Here is a 19,963-nt window from a genome sequence, read left to right on the forward strand (position 1 = left end):
CCATGCTGACAGGCCCATCGTAATCGCGAGCAGGCTCGCTCCCACAAGGGTAATGCTCAGCTGTCCACCAGGTTTTGTGGGGTGCCGGCGGCCCAGGCGCCGATGTTGTCCAGGGTTGTCGCGGCGATGGCGGCCAACGCTTCATGGGTCAGGAAGGCCTGATGCGCGGTGACCACCACGTTGGGGAACGTCAGCAACCGAGCCAGCACATCATCCTGCAAGGGCAGGTCGGAGCGGTCCTCGAAGAACAGTTGCGCTTCTTCCTCATAGACATCCAGCCCCAAATAGCCCAACTGACCGCTTTTCAACGCCTCGATCAAGGCGGGTGTGTCCACCAGGCCGCCGCGTCCGGTGTTGATCAGCATCACGCCACGTTGCATGGCAGCCAATGAATCGGCGTTGATCAAATGTCGGCTCTGCTCGTTGAGCGGGCAATGCAGGCTGATGATCTGTGCTTGCGCCAGCAGATCGGCCAAGGGCAGGTAGCGAGCGCCCAGGGCTTGGACCTGCGGGTTGGGGGACGGATCGTAGGCCAATAACCGGCAGCCGAAGCCGGCCATGATCCGCGCGAACGTCGCGCCGATCTGCCCGGTGCCGATCACGCCGACCGTCTTGCCCACCAGATCGAAACCGGTCAGCCCATGGAGGCTGAAATTGCCGTCCCGGGTGCGGTTGTAAGCGCGATGCAAGCAGCGATTGAGGGCCATGATCAGCGCCACGGCATGCTCGGCCACGGCATGGGGCGAATACGCCGGCACCCGGACGATGCTCAACCCCAGCCGTTTGGCAGCGGCCAGGTCGACATGGTTATAGCCGGCAGAGCGCAGGGCGATCAGCCGCGTGCCGCCCTGTGCCAGCCGCTCCAGCACCGGGGCACTCAGGTCGTCGTTGATGAAGGCGCACACCACTTCATGGTGTTCGGCCAGGGCCACGGTGTCGAGGTTCAGGCGTGCCGGCTGATACTGCAGTTCAAGGCCAGCGGGCGCCGGGGTTTTGCTGAAACTGTCGCGGTCGTAGGTCTGGCTGCTGAAAAGAATCGCGCGCATGGCGGCCTCCTGGCACAAAAGATAAGCCTCTAGGCGTTTAGATTTTCCTTGATCCCGGGTTTTGGGCTATTGCCCTGGATCAGGCGCTGATGCGTGCCTCGTTAGCCAGGCGGTCGATGGCACGTTCCAGTTCCTGCAAAGCGGCCTCGGCCTTGGGGTCCTGTTGCTTGAGCAGGGTCTCGCTGCGCTGGCAGGCGGCGCGCAATTGCGGCACGCCGCAGTAGCGAGTGGCGCCATGCAGGCGGTGGACCCGTTCGATCAGGGCGTTGTGATCATTGGCCTCGCTGGCCTGGCGAATCGCTTCGCGGTCGGCTTCCAGGGACGCCAGCAACATCGCCAGCATGTCCGCCGCCAGATCGGCCTTGCCGGCGGCCAGGCGCAGGCCTTCTTCATGATCGAGCACCAGCAGTTCGCTGCCGCCCTGAGCGTCGGTGCTCCGGTCCGGCGCCTGGTTACGCAGGGCCAGGCCGGTCCATTTAAGCACCACCTGGGCCAGTTGCCGTTCGCTGATGGGCTTGGTCAGGTAGTCATCCATGCCACTTTGCAGCAGGGCGCGTTTTTCGTTGGCCATGGCGTGGGCGGTGAGGGCGACGATTGGCAGCGGCGTGCAATGACGCTCGCTTTCCCATTGGCGGATCGCCTCGGTGCTCTGGCGACCGTCCATGCCGGGCATCTGGACATCCATCAGCACCAGGTCGAAGGTTTCCTTTTGCACGGCCTTGACCGCCGCATAACCGCTTTCCACCGCCAGCACCTTGGCGCCCATGTCTTCGAGCAGCGTTTGCACCAACAGCAGGTTGGCCGGGTTGTCGTCCACGCACAGCACTTTGGGTGCGCGGCTGCCCACCGGTTCGTTGGGTTCGTTGCGGGGCGGGCGCGGGTTGACCAGGTCGGAAAGCGAGCGGCGCAACTTGCGCGTGCAGGCCGGCTTGGCCTGCAATTGGCTGTGGGGGTTGGGCACGGAGAGGTGGTACAGCGTCTGTTCAGTGGTGGGGCACAGCACCAGTACCTTGCAGCCCAGATGCTCAAGATCCCAGATGTGTTGGCTGAGGCGTTCCGGCGGCATGTCGTTGCTGGTGATGCCCAGCACCGCCAGGTCGATCGCCTGATCGGTCTGGTGGGCGACGGTCACACCGTTGGTCAGGTTTTCCAGGGTGTTGAACGGTGTCACCACCAGACCGCAGTCCTCGAGCTGGTGTTGCAGGGCCTGACGGGCCAGTTCATGGTTTTCCAGCACCGCTACGCGCCGACCCAGTAGCGGCGGGCCAGGCAAATCTTCGGCGTCGTCACGGGTCTTGGGCAGGCGCAGGCTGATCCAGAACTCCGAGCCTTCGCCCGGCGTGCTGTCCACGCCGATTTCGCCACCCATCTGCTCCACCAGCCGCTTGGAAATCACCAGGCCCAAGCCGGTGCCACCCGGTTGCCGGGACAAGGAATTGTCGGCCTGGCTGAACGCCTGGAACAGGGCCCGTACGTCCTGGTTCGACAGGCCGATACCGGTGTCCTGAATGCTGATGCGCAGTTGCACGCTGTCTTCGTGTTCGTCTTCCATCATGGCGCGGGCGATGATGGTGCCTTCGCGGGTGAACTTGATGGCATTGCTCACCAGGTTGGTCAGGATCTGCTTGAGGCGCAGCGGATCGCCCACCAGCGACAGGGGCGTGTCCCTGTAGACCAGGCTCACTAGCTCCAGTTGTTTGGCGTGGGCGGCGGGGGCGAGGATGGTCAGGGTGTCCTGCAACAAGTCCCGCAGGTTGAACGGAATGTTGTCCAGCACCAGTTTGCCGGCCTCGATCTTCGAGAAGTCGAGGATCTCGTTGATGATGCCCAGCAGGCTGTCGGCGGATTTTTCAATGGTGCCCAGGTAATCGAGCTGACGCGGGGTCAATTCGCTTTTCTGCAGCAGATGGGTGAAGCCGAGGATGCCGTTGAGCGGCGTACGGATTTCATGGCTCATGTTCGCCAGGAATTCGGACTTGATCCGGCTCGCTTCCAGGGCTTCCTTACGGGCCAGGTCCAGCTCGATGTTCTGGATCTCGATGGTTTCCAGATTCTGGCGCACGTCTTCAGTGGCCTGGTCGATGCTGTGCTGCAACTCTTCCTGGGCATTCTGCAAGGTGCTGGCCATGCGATTGATGCCCGACGCCAGCTCATCCAGTTCCTGGCTGCCCAGAGGCGGCAGACGGGTTTCCAGGTGGCCGTCCTTGAGTTGCGCCACGGCTTGCTTGATCTGGCTCAGGGGCCGGTTGATCGTGCGACCCATGCGTAACGCCAGCAGTGCGGTCAGGCACAGGCCGGCGCTGATCAACAGCAGGCTGGCGAACAGGCTGCGATAGCCGCGCAGCAACATGCCACTGTGGGACAACTCCAGTTCGACCCAACCCAGCAGCCGATCGGCTTCTTCGGGAATCAGCTCGCCGGCCAGGTTGCGGTGCTTGCCGAATACTGGCAGCAGGTAACGCGTGGCATCGTTGCCGGTGCGTTGCAGCAATTGGGCACTGTTGCCCTCCGGGGCTCGGTTGAGCATCGTCGGGCCGGCGTGGGCCAGCGATGTGCGATCGGGAGCCAGGAAGGTCACGGCGCGCACATCCGCTTGCTCGAGGGACTGGGTGGCGATCCGCTCCAGCAGATCGGTGTCCTGGTGGCTCATGGCCGGGGCGACCAGCGGCGCCAGCTGTTCGGCGATCATCTCGCCACGCTGCAGCAACTGGGCATGCAAGTCCGATTGCTGCATCCAGGTGAAGTAGCCGCCCAGGACCAGCGCCATCAGGCTGGTCGGCAACAGGGTCAGCAACAGCACGCGGCCTTTGATTCCCAGTTTCTTGAGCACACTTTTCTCCTGCATCCAGCGGTCTGTTTGAGCTTTGCGCGCATCCGGCACGCAATACCTGCGCAGTGTAGCGACTTGCGGGCAGGCAATCTTCGTAAAATTGATGTCGCCGTGCATCGGTCTCGCCGGTTGCCGTGCCTCGGCGATCCCTTCAATCAGGATTTCTGAGTGGCAGCTTGCAGCCCACTTTCGTTGCTTATTCCCATAAGCCATAACCACCACACTTTGCGTGATATGGCCTGGCAAGGTTTGCCGGTATGATAGGCGCCCCCGCAGTCCGGATTGCGAATACGCCATGACCGTGCAGTACCCCACTATCGCCGATTGCGTCGGCAACACTCCGCTGGTTCGTTTGCAGCGCCTGCCCGGCGTGACCAGCAATACGCTTTTGCTCAAGCTCGAAGGGAATAACCCGGCGGGTTCGGTCAAGGACCGGCCGGCGCTGTCGATGCTCACCCGTGGCGAATTGCGTGGGCAGATCCGCCCCGGCGATACGCTGATCGAGGCGACCTCTGGCAACACCGGTATTGCCTTGGCCATGGCGGCGGCGATCAAGGGCTACAAGATGATCCTGATCATGCCCGACAACTCCAGTGCCGAGCGCAAGGCCGCAATGACCGCCTATGGCGCCGAATTGATCCTGGTGAGCAAAGACGAAGGCATGGAGGGCGCCCGGGACCTGGCCGAGCGGATGCAGGCCGAGGGTCGCGGCAAGGTGCTCGACCAGTTCGCCAACGGGGACAATCCCGAAGCCCACTACACCACCACTGGCCCTGAGATCTGGCGCCAGACCGATGGCACCATCACCCATTTCGTCAGCTCGATGGGCACCACCGGCACCATCATGGGCACCTCGCGCTATTTGAAAGAACAGAACCCGAACGTGCAGATCATCGGCCTGCAACCGATGGAAGGCTCGGCCATCCCCGGCATCCGTCGCTGGCCCGAGGAGTATCTGCCGAAAATCTACCAGGCCGACCGCGTGGACCGCATTATCGACATGGCCCAGAGCGAGGCCGAGGACATCACCCGTCGTCTGGCCCGTGAAGAAGGCATCTTTTGCGGCGTGTCTTCGGGCGGTGCCGTGGCGGGCATGCTGCGCTTGTCCCAGGAAGTCGAAAACGCGGTCATTGTCGCGATCATCTGCGACCGCGGCGACCGCTACTTGTCGACCGGCATTTTCGACGCGCCCAACTGATGGCCAAGCAAGAAAGAGGTCTGCGCTTCCAGCCCAGCGGCGGAAGCCGGGCCCCGCAGGTGCCCACCGGAAAGAAGCAGCGCTTGACCATCGAACGCTTGGCCAACGATGGCCGGGGCATTGCCTTTCTGGACGGGCGCACCTGGTTCGTGATCGGCGCCCTGGCCGGCGAAGAGGTCGAGGCGCGGGTGCTGGGGGCCCATGGCAAAGTGGTCGATGCCCGCACTGAGCGAGTGTTCCTGTCCAGTGAACTGCGCCGTGCGGCGCCGTGCGTGCATGCCGGTCGCTGCGGCGGTTGCAGCGTCCAGCATTTGCCCCACAACGAACAGCTCGCCCTGAAACAGCGCATGCTCGCCGAGCAGTTGTCGCGGGTCGCCGGCGTGCAGCCGGATGAATGGGCTGCGCCATTGAGCGGGCCGGAACTGGGTTATCGGCGTCGTGCCCGCGTGGCGGTGCGCTGGGATCAGAAGGCAAAAAAACTCGAAGTGGGTTTTCGTGCCGTCGGCAGCCAGGACATCGTGGCCATCGGCGATTGCCCGGTACTGGTACAACCCTTGCAGCCGATCATGAGTCGCTTGCCGGACATGCTCCGTCGCCTGAGCAAGCCCCAGGCGCTGGGACATGTGGAATTGTTTGCTGGCTCGTCCCTGGCGGTGTTGCTGCGGCACGTGTCGCCACTGTCGGCGCCTGACCTGACGATCCTCAAGGATTTCTGCGCCGCCCACCAAGCCCAGTTGTGGCTGCAGGGTGAGGGCGAGCCGCAACCGGTCGAACCGGGACAGACGCTGGGTTATCGCCTTGAGGCCTGGGACCTGGAGCTGGCTTACCGGCCGGGGGATTTCATCCAGGTCAATGCCGGGGTCAACGAGGCGATGGTGGCCCAAGCCCTGGAGTGGCTCGCGCCCCGAGCCGAGGAGCGGGTGCTGGACTTGTTCTGCGGCCTGGGCAACTTTGCCTTGCCCCTGGCCAAGGCGGTGCGCCAAGTGGTGGCGGTGGAAGGTGTACAGGCCATGGTTGACCGCGCGGCGGCCAATGCCGTCAGCAACAATTTGAATAACACTGCCTTTTTTCAGGCCGATTTATCCCAGCCGTTGTCGGGTGCCGAGTGGGTCGGCGAAGGCTTTTCTGCGGTACTCTTGGACCCACCCCGCGACGGTGCTTTCGAGGTGGTGCGCAAACTGGCATCCCTGGGTGCCAGGCGGTTGGTATATGTATCGTGCAACCCGGCAACTTTGGCCCGGGACACGGTCGAATTGATCAAGCAGGGCTACCGGTTAAAACGTGCCGGGATTCTCGATATGTTTCCTCAGACGGCACATGTCGAGGCCATGGCGTTATTTGAAGCGAGCCAGGATGGCTTGTCCGACTGACCCGTTCGTGCCAACCGCCACAGCCCTGGGCGGGGACACGGGCAACGAAGGTCAGCGTTATTGACGCATTGAATCTGCGTCATAGGGAAGGTATGTAAAGATGGTACAGGTGAGAGCACACCAGCCGATCAACACCGACGGCAGTATCAATCTCGAGGCTTGGCTCGATCACGCGGTCAGTATCGACACGGCACTGGATCGCGAAGCCTTGAAAGAAGCCTGCGAGTTCGCGCGTGAAGCGGAACAGCAGCACAACGCGGCGAAGAACCTCTGGTCCGAAGGCACCTCGAGTTTTCAGACGGGCCTTGAGATCGCCGAAATCCTTGCCGACCTCAAGCTCGACCAGGACTCCCTGGTGGCTGCGGTGCTATACCGCGGTGTGCGCGAAGGGCAGATCCAATTGCCGGTGGTCAGCCAGCGTTTTGGCACGGTGGTCGCCAAGCTGATTGACGGCGTGCTGCGCATGGCGGCGATCAGTGCCAGTCTCAGTCCACGCCAGTCCATGGTCCTGGGCACCCAGGGCCAGGTGGAGAACCTGCGCAAGATGCTGGTGGCCATGGTCGACGACGTGCGCGTCGCACTGATCAAACTGGCCGAACGCACCTGCGCGATCCGCGCGGTGAAATCCGCCGACGACGAAAAGCGCAACCGCGTCGCCCGGGAAGTGTTCGACATCTACGCCCCCCTGGCCCATCGCCTTGGCATCGGCCATATCAAGTGGGAGCTGGAGGACCTGTCCTTCCGCTACCTGGAGCCCGACCAGTACAAGCAGATCGCCAAGTTGCTGCATGAGCGGCGCCTGGATCGCGAGCGCTTCATCACGGATGTGATGACCCAGTTGAGGGAAGAATTGCAGGCCACCGGCGTTGAGGCCGACATCAGCGGCCGGGCCAAGCACATCTATTCGATCTGGCGCAAAATGCAGCGCAAAGGCCTGGAGTTCAGCCAGATCTACGACGTTCGCGCCGTTCGCGTACTGGTCCCGGAAATGCGCGACTGCTACACCGCGCTGGGTATCGTGCACACCTTGTGGCGGCACATCCCCAAGGAGTTCGACGACTACATCGCCAACCCGAAGGAAAACGGCTATCGCTCGCTGCACACGGCGGTGATCGGTCCGGAGGGCAAGGTGCTGGAAGTGCAGATTCGCACCCACGCCATGCACGAGGAAGCCGAGCTGGGGGTTTGCGCCCATTGGAAATACAAGGGCACCGACGTCAAGTCGGGCTCCAACCACTACGAAGAGAAAATCTCCTGGCTGCGTCAGGTGCTCGAGTGGCATGAAGAGCTCGGTGATATCGGCGGTCTGGCCGAACAATTGCGGGTCGATATCGAGCCGGATCGGGTCTACATCTTTACCCCCGACGGCCACGCCATCGACCTGCCCAAGGGTGCCACGCCGCTGGACTTTGCCTATCGCGTCCACACCGAGATCGGCCACAACTGCCGTGGCGCCAAGATCAACGGGCGGATCGTGCCGCTCAACTACAGCCTGCAAACCGGTGAGCAGGTCGAGATCATCACCAGTAAACACGGCACGCCGAGCCGCGACTGGCTGAACCCGAACCTGGGCTACATCACCACATCGCGAGCGCGGGCGAAAATCGTTCACTGGTTCAAATTGCAGGCCCGCGACCAGAACGTCGCCGCCGGCAAGACTTTGCTCGAGCGCGAACTCAGTCGCCTGGGCCTGCCGCAGGTGGATTTCGACAAGCTGGCCGAAAAGGCCAACATGAAGACCGCCGAAGACATGTTCGCCGCCCTCGGTGCCGGCGACTTGCGCCTGGCGCAACTGGTCAACCTGGCTCAGCAACTGGTGGAGCCGGAACGCGGCAACGAGCAGTTGGAACTGATCCCGCGCAAAGCCACCGGCTACAAACCGGGCAAGCGCGGCGACATCCAGATCCAGGGCGTGGGCAACCTGATGACCCAGATGGCCGGCTGCTGCCAGCCGTTGCCTGGGGATGCGATCGTCGGCTACATCACCCAGGGCCGTGGGGTGAGCATTCACCGCCAGGACTGTGCTTCGGTGCTGCAACTGGCCGGCCGTGAGCCGGAGCGGATCATCCAGGTCAGTTGGGGCCCGGTGCCGGTGCTCACCTACCCGGTGGACATCATCATCCGCGCCTACGACCGTTCCGGCCTGCTGCGTGACGTGTCCCAGGTGTTGCTGAACGAGCGGATCAACGTGTTGGCGGTCAACACCCGTTCGAACAAGGAAGACAACACGGCGCTGATGTCCCTGACCATCGAGATTCCGGGATTGGATGCGCTGGGGCGGTTGCTGGGGCGGATTTCCCAACTGCCGAACATCATCGAGACCCGGCGTAATCGCACGCCGGGTTAAGCGCGGTCCAAATGTGGGAGCGAGCCTGTGGGAGCAAAGCTTGCTCGCGATAGCGGTGGATCAGTTCCGACATACGTTGGGGCCACCACCTCAATCGCGAGCAAGTTTTGCTTTCACAGGCATACTCCCAGTGGATTATTTCCCACAGGGTGATTTGTGATGAGTTGGATTGATGTACAGCCTTGAAGACCTGCTCCATCTGATGAACCGTCTGCGCGACCCGCAGTACGGGTGCCCGTGGGACATCAAGCAGACCTACGCGACCATCGTCCCCCATACCCTGGAAGAAGCCTACGAAGTGGCCGATGCCATTGAGCGTGGTGACTTCGATCACTTGCAGGGTGAGCTGGGCGACCTGTTGTTTCAGGTGGTGTATTACAGCCAGTTGGCGCGAGAGGAAAACCGCTTCGAATTCGCCGGCGTGGTCGACAGCATCACCCGCAAGCTGATCCGCCGCCATCCCCATGTATTTCCTACCGGTGACCTCTACGCGCCCGTGGACATCCCGCGCCTGAGCGAAGAACAGGTCAAGCAGCGCTGGGAAGAAATCAAGGCCGAGGAGCGGGCCGAGAAGGCCTCGGCACCGGAGCAGCTGTCGTTGCTTGACGATGTACCCGTTGCCTTGCCGGCGTTGTCCCGCTCGGCGAAGTTGCAAAAACGTGCGGCTCAGGTCGGTTTCGACTGGCCAGGCCCGTTGCCGGTGCTCGACAAGGTCCGGGAGGAGCTGGACGAAGTCCTCGAAGCGATGGCTGACAACGATTCGGTGGCCATCAGCGATGAGATCGGCGACCTGCTGTTCAGCGTAGTGAACCTGGCCCGGCACCTGAAAATCGACCCGGAAACGGCCCTGCGTGACGCCAATGGGAAATTCGAGCGACGTTTCCGATTTATCGAACAGGCATTGCGCGACACCCACCGTCCCATGGAAGATTGCACCCTCGAAGAGTTGGACGCCTTATGGGGCGAAGCCAAACGTCAGGAAAAGAATTTGCCCAGCTGTGGCTGAGGCTGTTGCCTAAGTGAGTAAGCACCATGAGCCTTTCCCTTCGCGACCAGTTGCTCAAAGCAGGGCTGGTCAACCAAAAGCAGGCCAAGCAGGTCGGCAAAGAGAAACAGAAACAGCAGCGCCTGGCCCACAAGGGCCAGATCGAACTGGATGACTCCCAGCAGCGCGCCGCCCAAGAGGCCATGGCCGAGAAGGTCAAGCGCGATCAGGAACTCAACCGTCAGCAGCAGGAAAAAGCCGAGCAGAAAGCCCGGGCCGCGCAGATCAAGCAATTGATCGAAGTCTCGCGTTTGCCGAAGCTGACCACTGAGGATTATTACAACTTTGTCGACGACAAGAAGGTCAAGCGCATCTCGGTCAACACGCTGATGCGCAACAAGTTGAGCAGCGGCTCGCTGGCGATCGTCCATCATGCCGGCGGCTACGAAGTGATCCCGCGCGAAGCGGCCCTGAAGATCCAGGAGCGCGATCCCAAGCGCATCGTGCAGCTCAATACCCAGACCGAAGAAGTGGATGCTGATGATCCGTATGCGGCGTATCAGATCCCTGATGATTTGATGTGGTAAGGATGAACTGAACACTAAACTGTGGGAGCGAGCCTGCTCGCGATGGCGGTCTGTCAGCCAACATTGATGTCGCTGATCCACCGCTATCGCGAGCAGGCTCGCTCCCACAGGGATGCTTATCGTTCAGGATTCTGTCATTTCAGCCGAGCGCTGCCTTTCCTGGCATTCCAGCTCGGCTTTGTAGTTATGGGCATCCGTCTCGGAGTGGAACATCCCCACCAGCAGGTCCTGTTGGTGTACATCCCAGATGCGAATACCGGCGGCAATACCTTCGTGGGACATGTGAGCGTCATCGCGTTCAGTTACTTTCACAGTCATCTTGCAAGCTCCAATCTCTGTTATCTGCAGCAAGGCGTGTGCAGGACTTTGTTATAGATTTGGGTAGCCGGCTAAGTAAATGCCTGGGCCTGTTAAGAAAATTTCATGAAAAACTCAGCGATCCCGCAGGTCAGGCAATGCGCGGCATTCGGTCGCAGGGTGTTTTTCATGAAGAAGTTTTCATGTTTCGGGGGGGTGAAATGTCGGGCAGTCACCTTGTGGGAGCGAGCCTGCTCGCGATAACGGTGTATCAGTCAATACCGATGCCGGCTGACCTAGCGCTATCGCGAGCAGGCTCGCTCCCACCGATTCATCTTCCACAGGTTAACTTTGCGCGGGTGCAGTTTTAGTGTTCAGGAAATCCGCGCATAAAAAAGCCCCGCACTGGGCGGGGCTTCTCTTGATATCGGTGTGGATCAGCTGCCTTTGACAGCCTTGCCGTTGACCGTACCGTCCTGGAGCATGATGTTGTACTCCTTGCCGTCGGTCTCGACCTGTTGCAGGCGTACCAGCAGGTAATCCCAATCCTTGGCGAACCAGAGCACCGTGATGCGTTTGCTTTTTGTCGGGTCGCGCACGCGCTCGACCTTGATCGCGTCGATCTGGCCGGCTTTGGTATCGACCTTCTCCGGGCCCAGTACGCGGAAGTCGTAGGTGTCGATCTCGCCATCATCGACAACCTGATAACTCATGCTTTTCTTGCCGGCCGCCACGTCGTGCTGCAGGGCCAACTGATAAGTGGATTTATCGACCATGCCACGGTTGAGTGGCAGTTTGACCGGATCGCCGCGATCGGTGCCGGTGACCATCTTCGTGTTCCAGTCGAAATCCAGGTCGGCTTTCTTGGCCTTGCCCAAGCCGCCACGTTCAAAGTGGTAGGACTGTGGCAGCAGTGTGTCCTTGTCCAGGGTCAGGGTGCTTTCTTCCGTCAGGCTGGCGATCATCATCGAAGCCTTGAAGCTCAGCTTCCAGGTGCCGTTGGCCTCTTTGGTCAGGCTGCGCTCGGCGGTGCCGCTCATGGGCAGCTGTTTCCAGTCGGCGGTGTAGCTGGCGGAGAACGGTTGAAGGTCTGCGGCCTGTGCCAGGGGCAGGGCAAGCAGAGCGCAAGCGAAGAGCAGGGCGCGACGCATAAAATCTCCTAGTATCGAATCAAATGGCCGCTGGCGGCGAGCAACTGGCCGTCCAGTGAGGCACCGCGATCGTCGAGGGTCAGCCGGCCTTCGGCAAACCAACGCACGGCCATCGGGTAGATCTGGTGTTCCCGGGCGTGAACCCGTTGGGCCAGGCTTTGCGGCGTGTCGTGCAACTCTACCGGTATTACTGCCTGTACGACCAGTGGTCCGCCATCGAGTTCCTCGGTGACGAAGTGCACCGAGCAGCCATGCTCCGTGTCTCCGGCCTCCAGCGCGCGCTGGTGAGTGTGTAACCCTTTGTATTTGGGCAGCAGCGATGGATGGATATTGAACAGGCGGCCCTGGTAGTGACGCACGAAGCCGGCGCTGAGGATGCGCATGAAGCCGGCCAGGACCACCAGTTGCGGATTGAACATGTCGATCTGTTCGATCAGCGCGGCATCGAAGGCTTCGCGGCCATCGAACGCTTTGTGATCCAGGACGCGGGTGTCGATACCCGCATCCCTGGCGCGTTGCAGGCCGTAGGCATCGGCGCGGTTGGAAATCACCGCGCGGATGCGGACCGGGCTATCGCCGGTTCGCGTGCTGTCGATCAGGGCCTGCAAGTTGCTGCCGGTGCCGGACAACAGCACCACGACATCACAGGTTGCAGGCTTCTGTTCTTGCATCAGTGAGCCTTAAGGTTTTTCAGCTCGACCTGGGCAGCGCCTTCGGCGGCGGTACTGATCTGGCCGATGACCCAAGGTTGCTCGCCGGCTTCACGCAGTACATTCAGGGCCGTTTCAACGTGCTCCTGGGCCACGCAGATCACCATGCCTACGCCGCAGTTCAGCACGCGGTGCATTTCGGTTTCATCGACGTTGCCTTTCTCTTGCAGCCAGTCGAACACGGCCGGACGGGTCCAGCTCGCCACGTCAACTACCGCCTGGGCGCCTTTTGGCAGTACGCGCGGGATGTTGTCCAGCAGGCCGCCACCGGTGATGTGGGCCATGGCCTTGACGGCGCCGGTGTCCTTGATCAGCTTGAGCAGCGGCTTGACGTAGATGCGGGTCGGGGCCATCAGCAGGTCGGCCAGTGGCTTGCCGTCGAGCTGGGTGTTCTCGATGTCGGCACCCGAGACTTCGATGATCTTGCGGATCAGCGAGTAACCGTTGGAGTGCGGGCCGGACGATGGCAGGGCGAGCAGGGCATCGCCAGTGGCGACTTTCGAACCGTCGATGATTTCGGATTTTTCCACGACACCGACGCAGAAGCCGGCCAGGTCGTAGTCTTCGCCTTCGTACATGCCTGGCATTTCAGCGGTTTCGCCGCCGACCAGGGAGCAGCCGGACAGCTCGCAGCCGGCGCCAATGCCGGTTACCACCTGGGCGGCGGTGTCGACGTTCAGTTTGCCGGTGGCGTAGTAGTCGAGGAAGAACAGCGGCTCGGCGCCGCACACCACCAGGTCGTTCACGCACATGGCCACCAGGTCGATGCCGATGCTGTCGTGCTTGTTCAGGTTCAGGGCCAGACGCAGTTTGGTGCCGACGCCGTCAGTGCCCGAAACCAGCACCGGTTGCTTGTAGCCGGCCGGGATCTCGCAGAGGGCGCCGAAACCGCCCAGGCCGCCCATGACTTCCGGGCGCGCAGTGCGCTTGGCGACGCTCTTGATGCGTTCGACCAATGCTTCACCGGCGTCGATGTCTACACCGGCGTCCTTGTAGCTCAGGGAGGGTTGCTTGCTCATGATCCAGGCCTTTAGGGGGGATTTCTGGGTAACGACCGACCGCCGGGGCCATTGAATAACCGTTGTACGAATTATTCCGGGTGCCCAGCCATTGCCGGTCTGCGAAGGCGCGCGATTTTATCAGGCTTGAGGGGCAGCGGCCATCCTCGCGCCGACGGGCAGGGACATATCCTTGGAAAAAAACCGATATTTCTCCTATTGGTGCTGCGCGATGCGTCTGTATAAGGTGTAGCGGTAACCGGCTATGGTTATGACAGTGCGAAACTTCCAGCGGGTGTGTGAATGTTTTGCCAGGTGCTGTGGTCACAGCCATGCTCAATTTTCTTCACACGGCCTGTTCCAGCCGTTATGTCCGGGAATCTTCCATGCGTTTTTTCAAACTCTTGTCTGTGGGCTGCCTGTCGTTGATCAGCGTGGCGAGCCATGCCGAAAACCTCAATAGCCTCTATCAGGTGCTCGAGCCGGTCAGCAGCCAGGCCCCGCAAGAGCGTGACCAGGCGACTTTGCGCGCCCTCGACACGCTGGTGCTGCGCCTGACCGGCGATGCCGAGGCCGCGCAGAATCCCGGTCTGGCGGCGATCCGCAAGGATCCCCAGCAGATCATTCTTCAATATGGTTACGACGCCGGGCCGCCGGAAAGCCTCAAGGTGGATTTCGATCCAGCGAGCACTGACCGGGCCTTGCGCTCGGCGGGCTTGTCGCTGTGGGGCGCGAATCGGCCTGCGATCCTGGGCTGGTGGCTGAACGACTCGGCTGAAGGTTCCAACCTGGTAGGCGATGGCCAGGGCAGTGCCGAGCCACTGCGCCGCGCCGCCCAGCACCGCGGCCTGCCGCTGCACCTGCCCCTGGCGGATTTGAGCGAGCAGATCGTTGCTACCGCACCAAACCTGGAAGGCAGTGATCCGGCCCCGCTGCGCGAGGCATCGCAGCGTTATGGTGCAGACGCCTTGCTGGCGGTCCATGCCAAGGAAGAGGGCGGCCAATGGCAGGCGACCTGGCGCTTGTGGCAGGGTGACCAGCGCGAGCAGGGCAATGCCCAGGGCGCCGACCCTGCCGCCCTGGCTGATGCGGTGATGCTGGCGGTGAGTCAACGCCTGGCGCCGCGTTTCGTTACCAAGCCGGGCGTGGCCACCGAGCAGCTGCTGGAAGTGCAGGGCATGAACCTGGAGCGTTATGCGGCGCTTGGGCGTTTGATCGAGCCGTTCGGTGGGCAGTTGCAGCGGGTTGAAGGGGACCGGATCATTTATCGGGTCAAGGGCAGCGCCGAACAGTTGAAAGCGCAATTGGCCCTGGCGAAACTGCAGGAAATTCCTGCCGGCGAAGCCGTCGCGCCAGTGCCAGTACCCCAGCCAGCCGCTGATGGCTCCATTCCGGCCGCCGCGCCAGCGCCAGCGCCGACCGCCAACCTGCGGTTTCGCTGGTAGTTTTTCTTTCTTATATAGCTAGGAGTGGTTCATGGGCGATACGCGGCGTTGGTTCTGGTTGGGTGGGGTCGCCCTGCTGTTTGTGTTCATCTATTTGCTGCATCCGATCCTCACGCCGTTCCTGGTTGCGTTGCTCCTGGCCTATCTGTTCGACCCACTGGTAGATCGCCTGGAAAAACTCGGCCTGTCCAGGACCTGGGGCGTGGTGTCGGTGTTTGGGCTGATCATCTTGATTGTCATTGCTCTGATGCTGGTGCTGATACCGATGCTGGCCAAGCAACTGATGCGCCTGTACGAGCTGGCGCCGCAGATGCTCGACTGGTTACAGCACACTGCCGTGCCGTGGGTGCAGTCGAGGCTGGGGTTGGCTGAAGGCTTCTGGAAGTTCGACAAGGTCAAGGCGGCCATCAGCGAGCATATGGGCCAGACCTCTGACATCGTCGGTGTGGTGTTGAGCCAGGCCACAGCCTCGGGGCTGGCGTTGATCGGTTGGCTGGCGAACCTGGTGTTGATTCCGGTGGTGGCTTTTTATCTGCTGCGCGACTGGGACTTGATGATGGCCAAGATTCGCAGCCTGCTGCCACGCCATCGTGAAGAACGCATCATGACCCTGACCGGCGAATGCCATGAAGTGTTGGGGGCGTTTGTGCGAGGGCAATTGTTGGTGATGGTGGCGCTGGGCTTCATCTATGCGGCGGGATTGATGCTGGTGGGCCTGGAGCTGGGGCTATTGATCGGCTTGATCGCCGGGCTTGCGGCCATCGTGCCCTATATGGGCTTCGTCATCGGTATCGGCGCGGCGTTGATTGCCGGCTTGTTCCAGTTTGGCGGTGATCTGTACCCGATGGTCGGCATCGTGGCGGTGTTCATGGTCGGGCAAGCGCTGGAAGGCATGGTGCTGACACCGTTGCTGGTGGGTGATCGCATCGGCCTGCATCCAGTGGCGGTGATCTTTGCGATCCTGGCAGGGGGTGAGTTGTTCGGTTTTACCGGGGTCCTGCTGGCGCTGCCGGTGGCGGCGGTGATCATGGTGCTGGTGCGTCATATGCACGATCTGTACAAGGATTCAGACATCTACAGTGGCGTCGAAGACCCCGAGCTATAGCGCCAATGGCGGGCGCGGCGGTTGTCCCAGCGTCAGGGAAACCGTCGCTCCATCGTTCTGTCGCTGCAAACCTTTGATTTTGCTCGTGGTCCGGCGCATTGTGCGGTCCGCGTCACGGGTATAAACTTTGCGCACTTTACACAGAGGCCACTAACGGTTCTTTTGGAACTGTTCAGTCAGCATGAAACCGATTCAGCTGCCCCTAGGTGTGCGTCTGCGTGATGACGCCACCTTTATCAACTACTACCCAGGCGCCAATGCCGCTGCACTCGGCTATGTCGAGCGGCTTTGCGAAGCCGACGCCGGCTGGACCGAGAGCCTGATTTATCTGTGGGGCAAGGACGGGGTGGGGCGCACGCATCTGTTGCAGGCCGCTTGCCTGCGGTTCGAGCAATTGGGTGAGCCGGCGGTGTATCTGCCATTGGCCGAGTTGCTGGATCGCGGCGTAGAGATCCTCGACAATCTTGAACAGTACGAACTGGTCTGCCTGGATGATCTTCAGGCGGTGGCCGGCAAGGCTGATTGGGAAGAAGCGCTGTTTCACCTGTTCAACCGGTTACGCGACAGCGGCCGGCGTTTGCTGATTGCTGCATCGACGTCGCCGCGGGAGCTGCCGGTGAAGCTGGCCGATCTCAAGTCCCGTCTCACCCTGGCGCTGATTTTCCAGATGCGCCCGCTCTCCGATGAAGACAAGCTCCGTGCATTGCAGTTGCGCGCTTCCCGGCGTGGCCTGCACCTGACCGATGAGGTCGGGCACTTCATCCTTACCCGCGGCACCCGCAGCATGAGCGCGTTGTTCGAACTGCTCGAACGTCTCGACCAGGCGTCGCTTCAGGCCCAGCGCAAGCTGACCATCCCTTTTTTGAAAGAAACCCTTGGCTGGTAGAAGTCGCAGCAATAGTGGCTTATAGCCTGTTTCTACCACGGCACAGCCCGCGTCCCTTCTGGGCTGCAGGCTGCAGAGGGTTGAAAACGGTTGGGGCGCTTAGATGTAAACCTAAAACCGAGAAGTCACATTTGCATCGATTGAATTTGCAAATGAGCTTGATAGTGGGCATAGTCTCGCCATCTTTACAACTTCAGCCACGGTCGTGCCCATGCTAAGTCGCTTCGCACCCCTGGTGCCTCTCGCACTCGTTACCCTGTTGTTCGGTTGTGCTGCCCACTCTCCAGTGTCCCAGCAAGCGCAACAACCACAGGTTCAAAATTCCGTTACTGCCCAGTCTTCCTCTGTTGCACTTGAGGAAGAAATGGCCACCGACAAAGAGCTGGCAGACTTCGCCGGCAGCAAGCCTTATCAGCTTCCGGTGCTGGCTGACAGCATCCTGGAGCGGGGCATGTCCTTGATCGGTACCCGCTATCGTTTTGGCGGTTCCTCCGAGGCCGGCTTCGATTGCAGCGGTTTCATCGGGTATCTGTTTCGCGAAGAGGCTGGCATGAGCCTGCCGCGCTCCACTCGCGAAATGATCAACGTGAAGGCCCCGCTGGTTGCTCGTAACGAGCTTGAGCCGGGCGACCTGCTGTTCTTCGCTACCAACGGTCGTCGTGGTCGCGTCAGTCACGCCGGTATCTACCTGGGTGACAACCAGTTCATCCATTCCAGCAGCCGTCGCAGCGGTGGCGTGCGAATCGACAGCCTGGGCGACAGCTACTGGAGCAAGACCTTCATCGAAGCCAAGCGCGCACTCGCGATGGCACCGACCGTGGTCACTGCTCGCAAGTAAGCTCACAGTTTGTAAGGCAAACTTAAAGTCTTACTTGAAGTTTGCCTCATAGCCGCTAGAATCCATGATCATTGATTGATGGCAATCCGCCTGCGTACTCCGCAGGCGGCTTTGTTTTCATGCCCACGGCAGAAAAGCCGCATCCAGATCAGGATTGTTCTGCATATGTCGACGTCGGCCCGCCTCGCTCTCATGCTCCTTGCCGCGCTGCTCAGCGCTTGCGCCAGCCGTACTCCGCCACCTGCGCCCGTGCGGGCTCCGGTGGTATTCGCACCCGCGCAAAGCTTTTCCCCGGTTGCCGAAGACGTGCTGTTCCGGGCGCTGGGGTTGGTGGGGACACCCTATCGTTGGGGCGGTAATACGCCGGATTCAGGCTTTGATTGCAGTGGCCTGATCGGCTATGTGTATCGCGATGCGGCCGGTATCTCCCTGCCGCGTTCCACCCGCGAGATGATTGGTATGCGCGCCCCGAGTGTCGGTAAGGAGGCGTTGCAGACCGGTGATTTGATTTTCTTCGCCACCAACGGTGGCTCTCAGGTCAGCCATGCCGGGATCTATGTCGGGGAGGGGCGTTTCGTCCACGCGCCAGCGACCGGGGGTACGGTCAAGCTCGATAGCCTGTCCAAGGCTTATTGGCAGAAAGCCTATCTCAGTGCCAAGCGTGTGCTGCAACCGGCGCATCTGGCGCGTAATCCCTGACGATTCAAGTTCGCTTTTTGCGCCGGCTCAGCAGAGCTCTTGTGGCGAGAGAACAATCCCTCGCCACAGGTTCCAGTGTTCAGGTCAGCTTCTTCAGCGGTTATTTAGCCCAAACCCGCCAAATCTTGTTCCCCACATCATCTGCCACCAACAGCCCGCCCTGTTTGTCGATCACCACACCCACTGGTCGGCCTTGGGCTTTTTCATCTGCATTCAGGAAACCGGTCAGCACATCCACCGGTTGCCCCACCGGCTTGCCGGCGTTGAAGGGTACGAAAATCACTTTATAGCCGCTGTGGGGTTTACGGTTCCATGAGCCGTGCTGCCCGATGAAAGCCCCTTCGGTAAACGGCGCTGGCAAGGTGCTGCCTTCGGCGAACGTCAGCCCCAGTGACGCGGTGTGTGGGCCGACGGCGTAATCCGGGGCGATGGCCTTGGCCACCAGTTCCGGTTTTTGTGGCTCGACCCGCTTATCGACGTGCTGCCCGTAATAGCTATAGGGCCAACCATAGAAGGCGCCGTCCTTGACTGAGGTGATGTAGTCCGGGACCAGGTCGCTGCCGATCTCATCGCGCTCATTCACCGCGGTCCATAGCGCGCCACTGCGCGGCTCCCAGGCCAGGCCGTTGGGGTTGCGCAGGCCCGAGGCGAAGATGCGGTGATTGCCGCTGGCACGGTCCACTTCCCAGATGGCCGCGCGGCCTTCCTCGGCCTCCATGCCGTTTTCCCCGACATTGCTGTTCGAACCGGTAGTGACGTACAGCTTGCTGCCGTCCTGGCTGGCGATCACGTTTTTGGTCCAGTGGTGATTGAGCGTGCCACCCGGCAGGTCGACGACCTTGGTCGGCTGCGCCTTGATTTGCGTATCGCCCTCTTTATAAGGGAAGCGAATCAGTCGGTCGGTGTCGGCCACGTACAGATCATTGCCCACCAGTGTCATGCCGAACGGTGAATTGAGGTTTTCCAGAAAGACCGTACGGGTTTCGGCGATGCCGTCATGATTGGCATCACGCAACAGGGTAATGCGATTGGGGCTGGGCACCCCCGCACCGGCGCGGCCCATGACTTTCTCCATGACCCAGCCACGAATGCCTTTGGAGTCGTCCGGTTTGGGCGGTGCGTTGGTTTCTGCCACCAGCACGTCACCGTTGGGTAGCACGTAGAGCCAGCGTGGATGATCCAGCCCTTCGGCGAATGCGCCCACTTGCAGGCCCTGGGCCGGGGTAGGTTTGGCGCCATCCGGCCAGCCGATAGCCTCGGCAATGTTGACGGTGGGGATCAGGGTCTTGTTCGGTTCCGGCAGTTTTGGCGAGGGGCCAGTGCCGTCGGAAACCTGAAGTGTGGAGGACTCGCCGCAAGCAACAAGCCCTGCGGCCAATGCGACGATCAGAAGGTGTGGTGGCTTGAGCATGCGGGCTTCCCTATGAGTGCATGGTGGTTATTCATAGAGAAGCTTAGACCCGCGATGGTT

At 61.2% G+C, this 19,963-nt stretch carries 17 protein-coding genes; 10 read left to right on the forward strand and 7 right to left on the reverse strand.

Annotated elements, in window-relative coordinates:
- Positions 1 to 56: 56 nt before the first annotated feature.
- Both PSEUDOMOFG3G_RS04980 and PSEUDOMOFG3G_RS04985 read right to left on the reverse strand, forming a co-directional pair.
- Positions 57 to 1,046 (reverse strand): 2-hydroxyacid dehydrogenase, encoded by a 990-nt coding sequence (locus PSEUDOMOFG3G_RS04980; protein ID WP_139049366.1) that lies wholly within the window; start codon positions 1,044 to 1,046, stop codon positions 57 to 59.
- Positions 1,047 to 1,125: 79 nt separating this feature from the next.
- The gene (locus tag PSEUDOMOFG3G_RS04985; protein WP_076386570.1) at positions 1,126 to 3,876 is read right to left on the reverse strand and encodes a response regulator; all 2,751 of its coding nucleotides are present in this window, start codon (positions 3,874 to 3,876) and stop codon (positions 1,126 to 1,128) included.
- A gap of 295 nt (positions 3,877 to 4,171) precedes the next feature.
- Here PSEUDOMOFG3G_RS04985 and cysM point away from each other — a divergent pair, with 295 nt between their 5' ends.
- The 5 genes from cysM to PSEUDOMOFG3G_RS05010 all read left to right on the forward strand — a co-directional run bounded on the left by cysM (position 4,172) and on the right by PSEUDOMOFG3G_RS05010 (position 10,363).
- Positions 4,172 to 5,074: a cysteine synthase CysM gene (cysM, locus tag PSEUDOMOFG3G_RS04990; RefSeq protein ID WP_047228733.1), complete on the forward strand. Its 903-nt coding sequence runs from the start codon at positions 4,172 to 4,174 to the stop codon at positions 5,072 to 5,074.
- The gene (rlmD, locus tag PSEUDOMOFG3G_RS04995; protein WP_139049367.1) at positions 5,074 to 6,444 is read left to right on the forward strand and encodes a 23S rRNA (uracil(1939)-C(5))-methyltransferase RlmD; all 1,371 of its coding nucleotides are present in this window, start codon (positions 5,074 to 5,076) and stop codon (positions 6,442 to 6,444) included. The genes cysM and rlmD overlap by 1 nt, the downstream gene beginning before the upstream one ends.
- Before the next feature lie 100 nt (positions 6,445 to 6,544).
- Positions 6,545 to 8,791, forward strand: coding sequence for a GTP diphosphokinase (gene relA, locus PSEUDOMOFG3G_RS05000; RefSeq protein WP_047228731.1), 2,247 nt, complete (start codon positions 6,545 to 6,547; stop codon positions 8,789 to 8,791).
- Positions 8,792 to 8,963: 172 nt separating this feature from the next.
- Positions 8,964 to 9,797, forward strand: coding sequence for a nucleoside triphosphate pyrophosphohydrolase (gene mazG, locus PSEUDOMOFG3G_RS05005; protein ID WP_047228730.1), 834 nt, complete (start codon positions 8,964 to 8,966; stop codon positions 9,795 to 9,797).
- Positions 9,798 to 9,823: 26 nt separating this feature from the next.
- Complete coding sequence (locus tag PSEUDOMOFG3G_RS05010; protein ID WP_030142404.1) at positions 9,824 to 10,363, forward strand: DUF2058 domain-containing protein; 540 nt, start codon at positions 9,824 to 9,826, stop codon at positions 10,361 to 10,363.
- Between the two features lie 123 nt (positions 10,364 to 10,486).
- Here PSEUDOMOFG3G_RS05010 and PSEUDOMOFG3G_RS05015 read toward each other — a convergent pair whose 3' ends face one another.
- The 4 genes from PSEUDOMOFG3G_RS05015 to purM all read right to left on the reverse strand — a co-directional run bounded on the left by PSEUDOMOFG3G_RS05015 (position 10,487) and on the right by purM (position 13,540).
- The gene (locus PSEUDOMOFG3G_RS05015) at positions 10,487 to 10,681 is read right to left on the reverse strand and encodes a hypothetical protein (protein WP_047228729.1); all 195 of its coding nucleotides are present in this window, start codon (positions 10,679 to 10,681) and stop codon (positions 10,487 to 10,489) included.
- Positions 10,682 to 11,097: 416 nt separating this feature from the next.
- Positions 11,098 to 11,811, reverse strand: a complete 714-nt coding sequence (locus PSEUDOMOFG3G_RS05020; RefSeq protein ID WP_047228728.1) for a DUF3108 domain-containing protein — start codon at positions 11,809 to 11,811, stop codon at positions 11,098 to 11,100.
- A gap of 8 nt (positions 11,812 to 11,819) precedes the next feature.
- Positions 11,820 to 12,482 (reverse strand): phosphoribosylglycinamide formyltransferase, encoded by a 663-nt coding sequence (gene purN / locus PSEUDOMOFG3G_RS05025; RefSeq protein WP_139049368.1) that lies wholly within the window; start codon positions 12,480 to 12,482, stop codon positions 11,820 to 11,822.
- The gene (gene purM, locus PSEUDOMOFG3G_RS05030) at positions 12,482 to 13,540 is read right to left on the reverse strand and encodes a phosphoribosylformylglycinamidine cyclo-ligase (protein WP_092457205.1); all 1,059 of its coding nucleotides are present in this window, start codon (positions 13,538 to 13,540) and stop codon (positions 12,482 to 12,484) included. Before purM ends, purN begins: the two co-directional genes overlap by 1 nt.
- A 365-nt stretch (positions 13,541 to 13,905) precedes the next feature.
- Here purM and PSEUDOMOFG3G_RS05035 point away from each other — a divergent pair, with 365 nt between their 5' ends.
- From PSEUDOMOFG3G_RS05035 to PSEUDOMOFG3G_RS05055, 5 genes are all read left to right on the forward strand, one after another.
- Positions 13,906 to 14,964, forward strand: coding sequence for a DUF2066 domain-containing protein (locus tag PSEUDOMOFG3G_RS05035; protein ID WP_139049369.1), 1,059 nt, complete (start codon positions 13,906 to 13,908; stop codon positions 14,962 to 14,964).
- A 31-nt stretch (positions 14,965 to 14,995) separates the two neighbouring features.
- Positions 14,996 to 16,069, forward strand: a complete 1,074-nt coding sequence (locus PSEUDOMOFG3G_RS05040) for an AI-2E family transporter (RefSeq protein WP_047228724.1) — start codon at positions 14,996 to 14,998, stop codon at positions 16,067 to 16,069.
- Positions 16,070 to 16,250: 181 nt separating this feature from the next.
- Positions 16,251 to 16,955 carry a DnaA regulatory inactivator Hda gene (hda, locus tag PSEUDOMOFG3G_RS05045; protein WP_003178999.1) on the forward strand — a complete coding sequence of 235 codons (705 nt, stop codon included), beginning with the start codon at positions 16,251 to 16,253 and terminating at the stop codon, positions 16,953 to 16,955.
- Between the two features lie 211 nt (positions 16,956 to 17,166).
- Complete coding sequence (locus PSEUDOMOFG3G_RS05050) at positions 17,167 to 17,793, forward strand: C40 family peptidase (protein ID WP_047228723.1); 627 nt, start codon at positions 17,167 to 17,169, stop codon at positions 17,791 to 17,793.
- Positions 17,794 to 17,958: 165 nt separating this feature from the next.
- Positions 17,959 to 18,492 carry a C40 family peptidase gene (locus PSEUDOMOFG3G_RS05055; protein WP_047228722.1) on the forward strand — a complete coding sequence of 178 codons (534 nt, stop codon included), beginning with the start codon at positions 17,959 to 17,961 and terminating at the stop codon, positions 18,490 to 18,492.
- 100 nt (positions 18,493 to 18,592) lie between these two features.
- Here PSEUDOMOFG3G_RS05055 and PSEUDOMOFG3G_RS05060 read toward each other — a convergent pair whose 3' ends face one another.
- Positions 18,593 to 19,903, reverse strand: a complete 1,311-nt coding sequence (locus PSEUDOMOFG3G_RS05060) for a sorbosone dehydrogenase family protein (protein ID WP_047228721.1) — start codon at positions 19,901 to 19,903, stop codon at positions 18,593 to 18,595.
- Positions 19,904 to 19,963 lie beyond the last annotated feature (60 nt).

Origin of the sequence: Pseudomonas sp. FG-3G, assembly GCF_901007645.1 — a bacterium.
Lineage (GTDB): Bacteria > Pseudomonadota > Gammaproteobacteria > Pseudomonadales > Pseudomonadaceae > Aquipseudomonas > Aquipseudomonas rhizophila.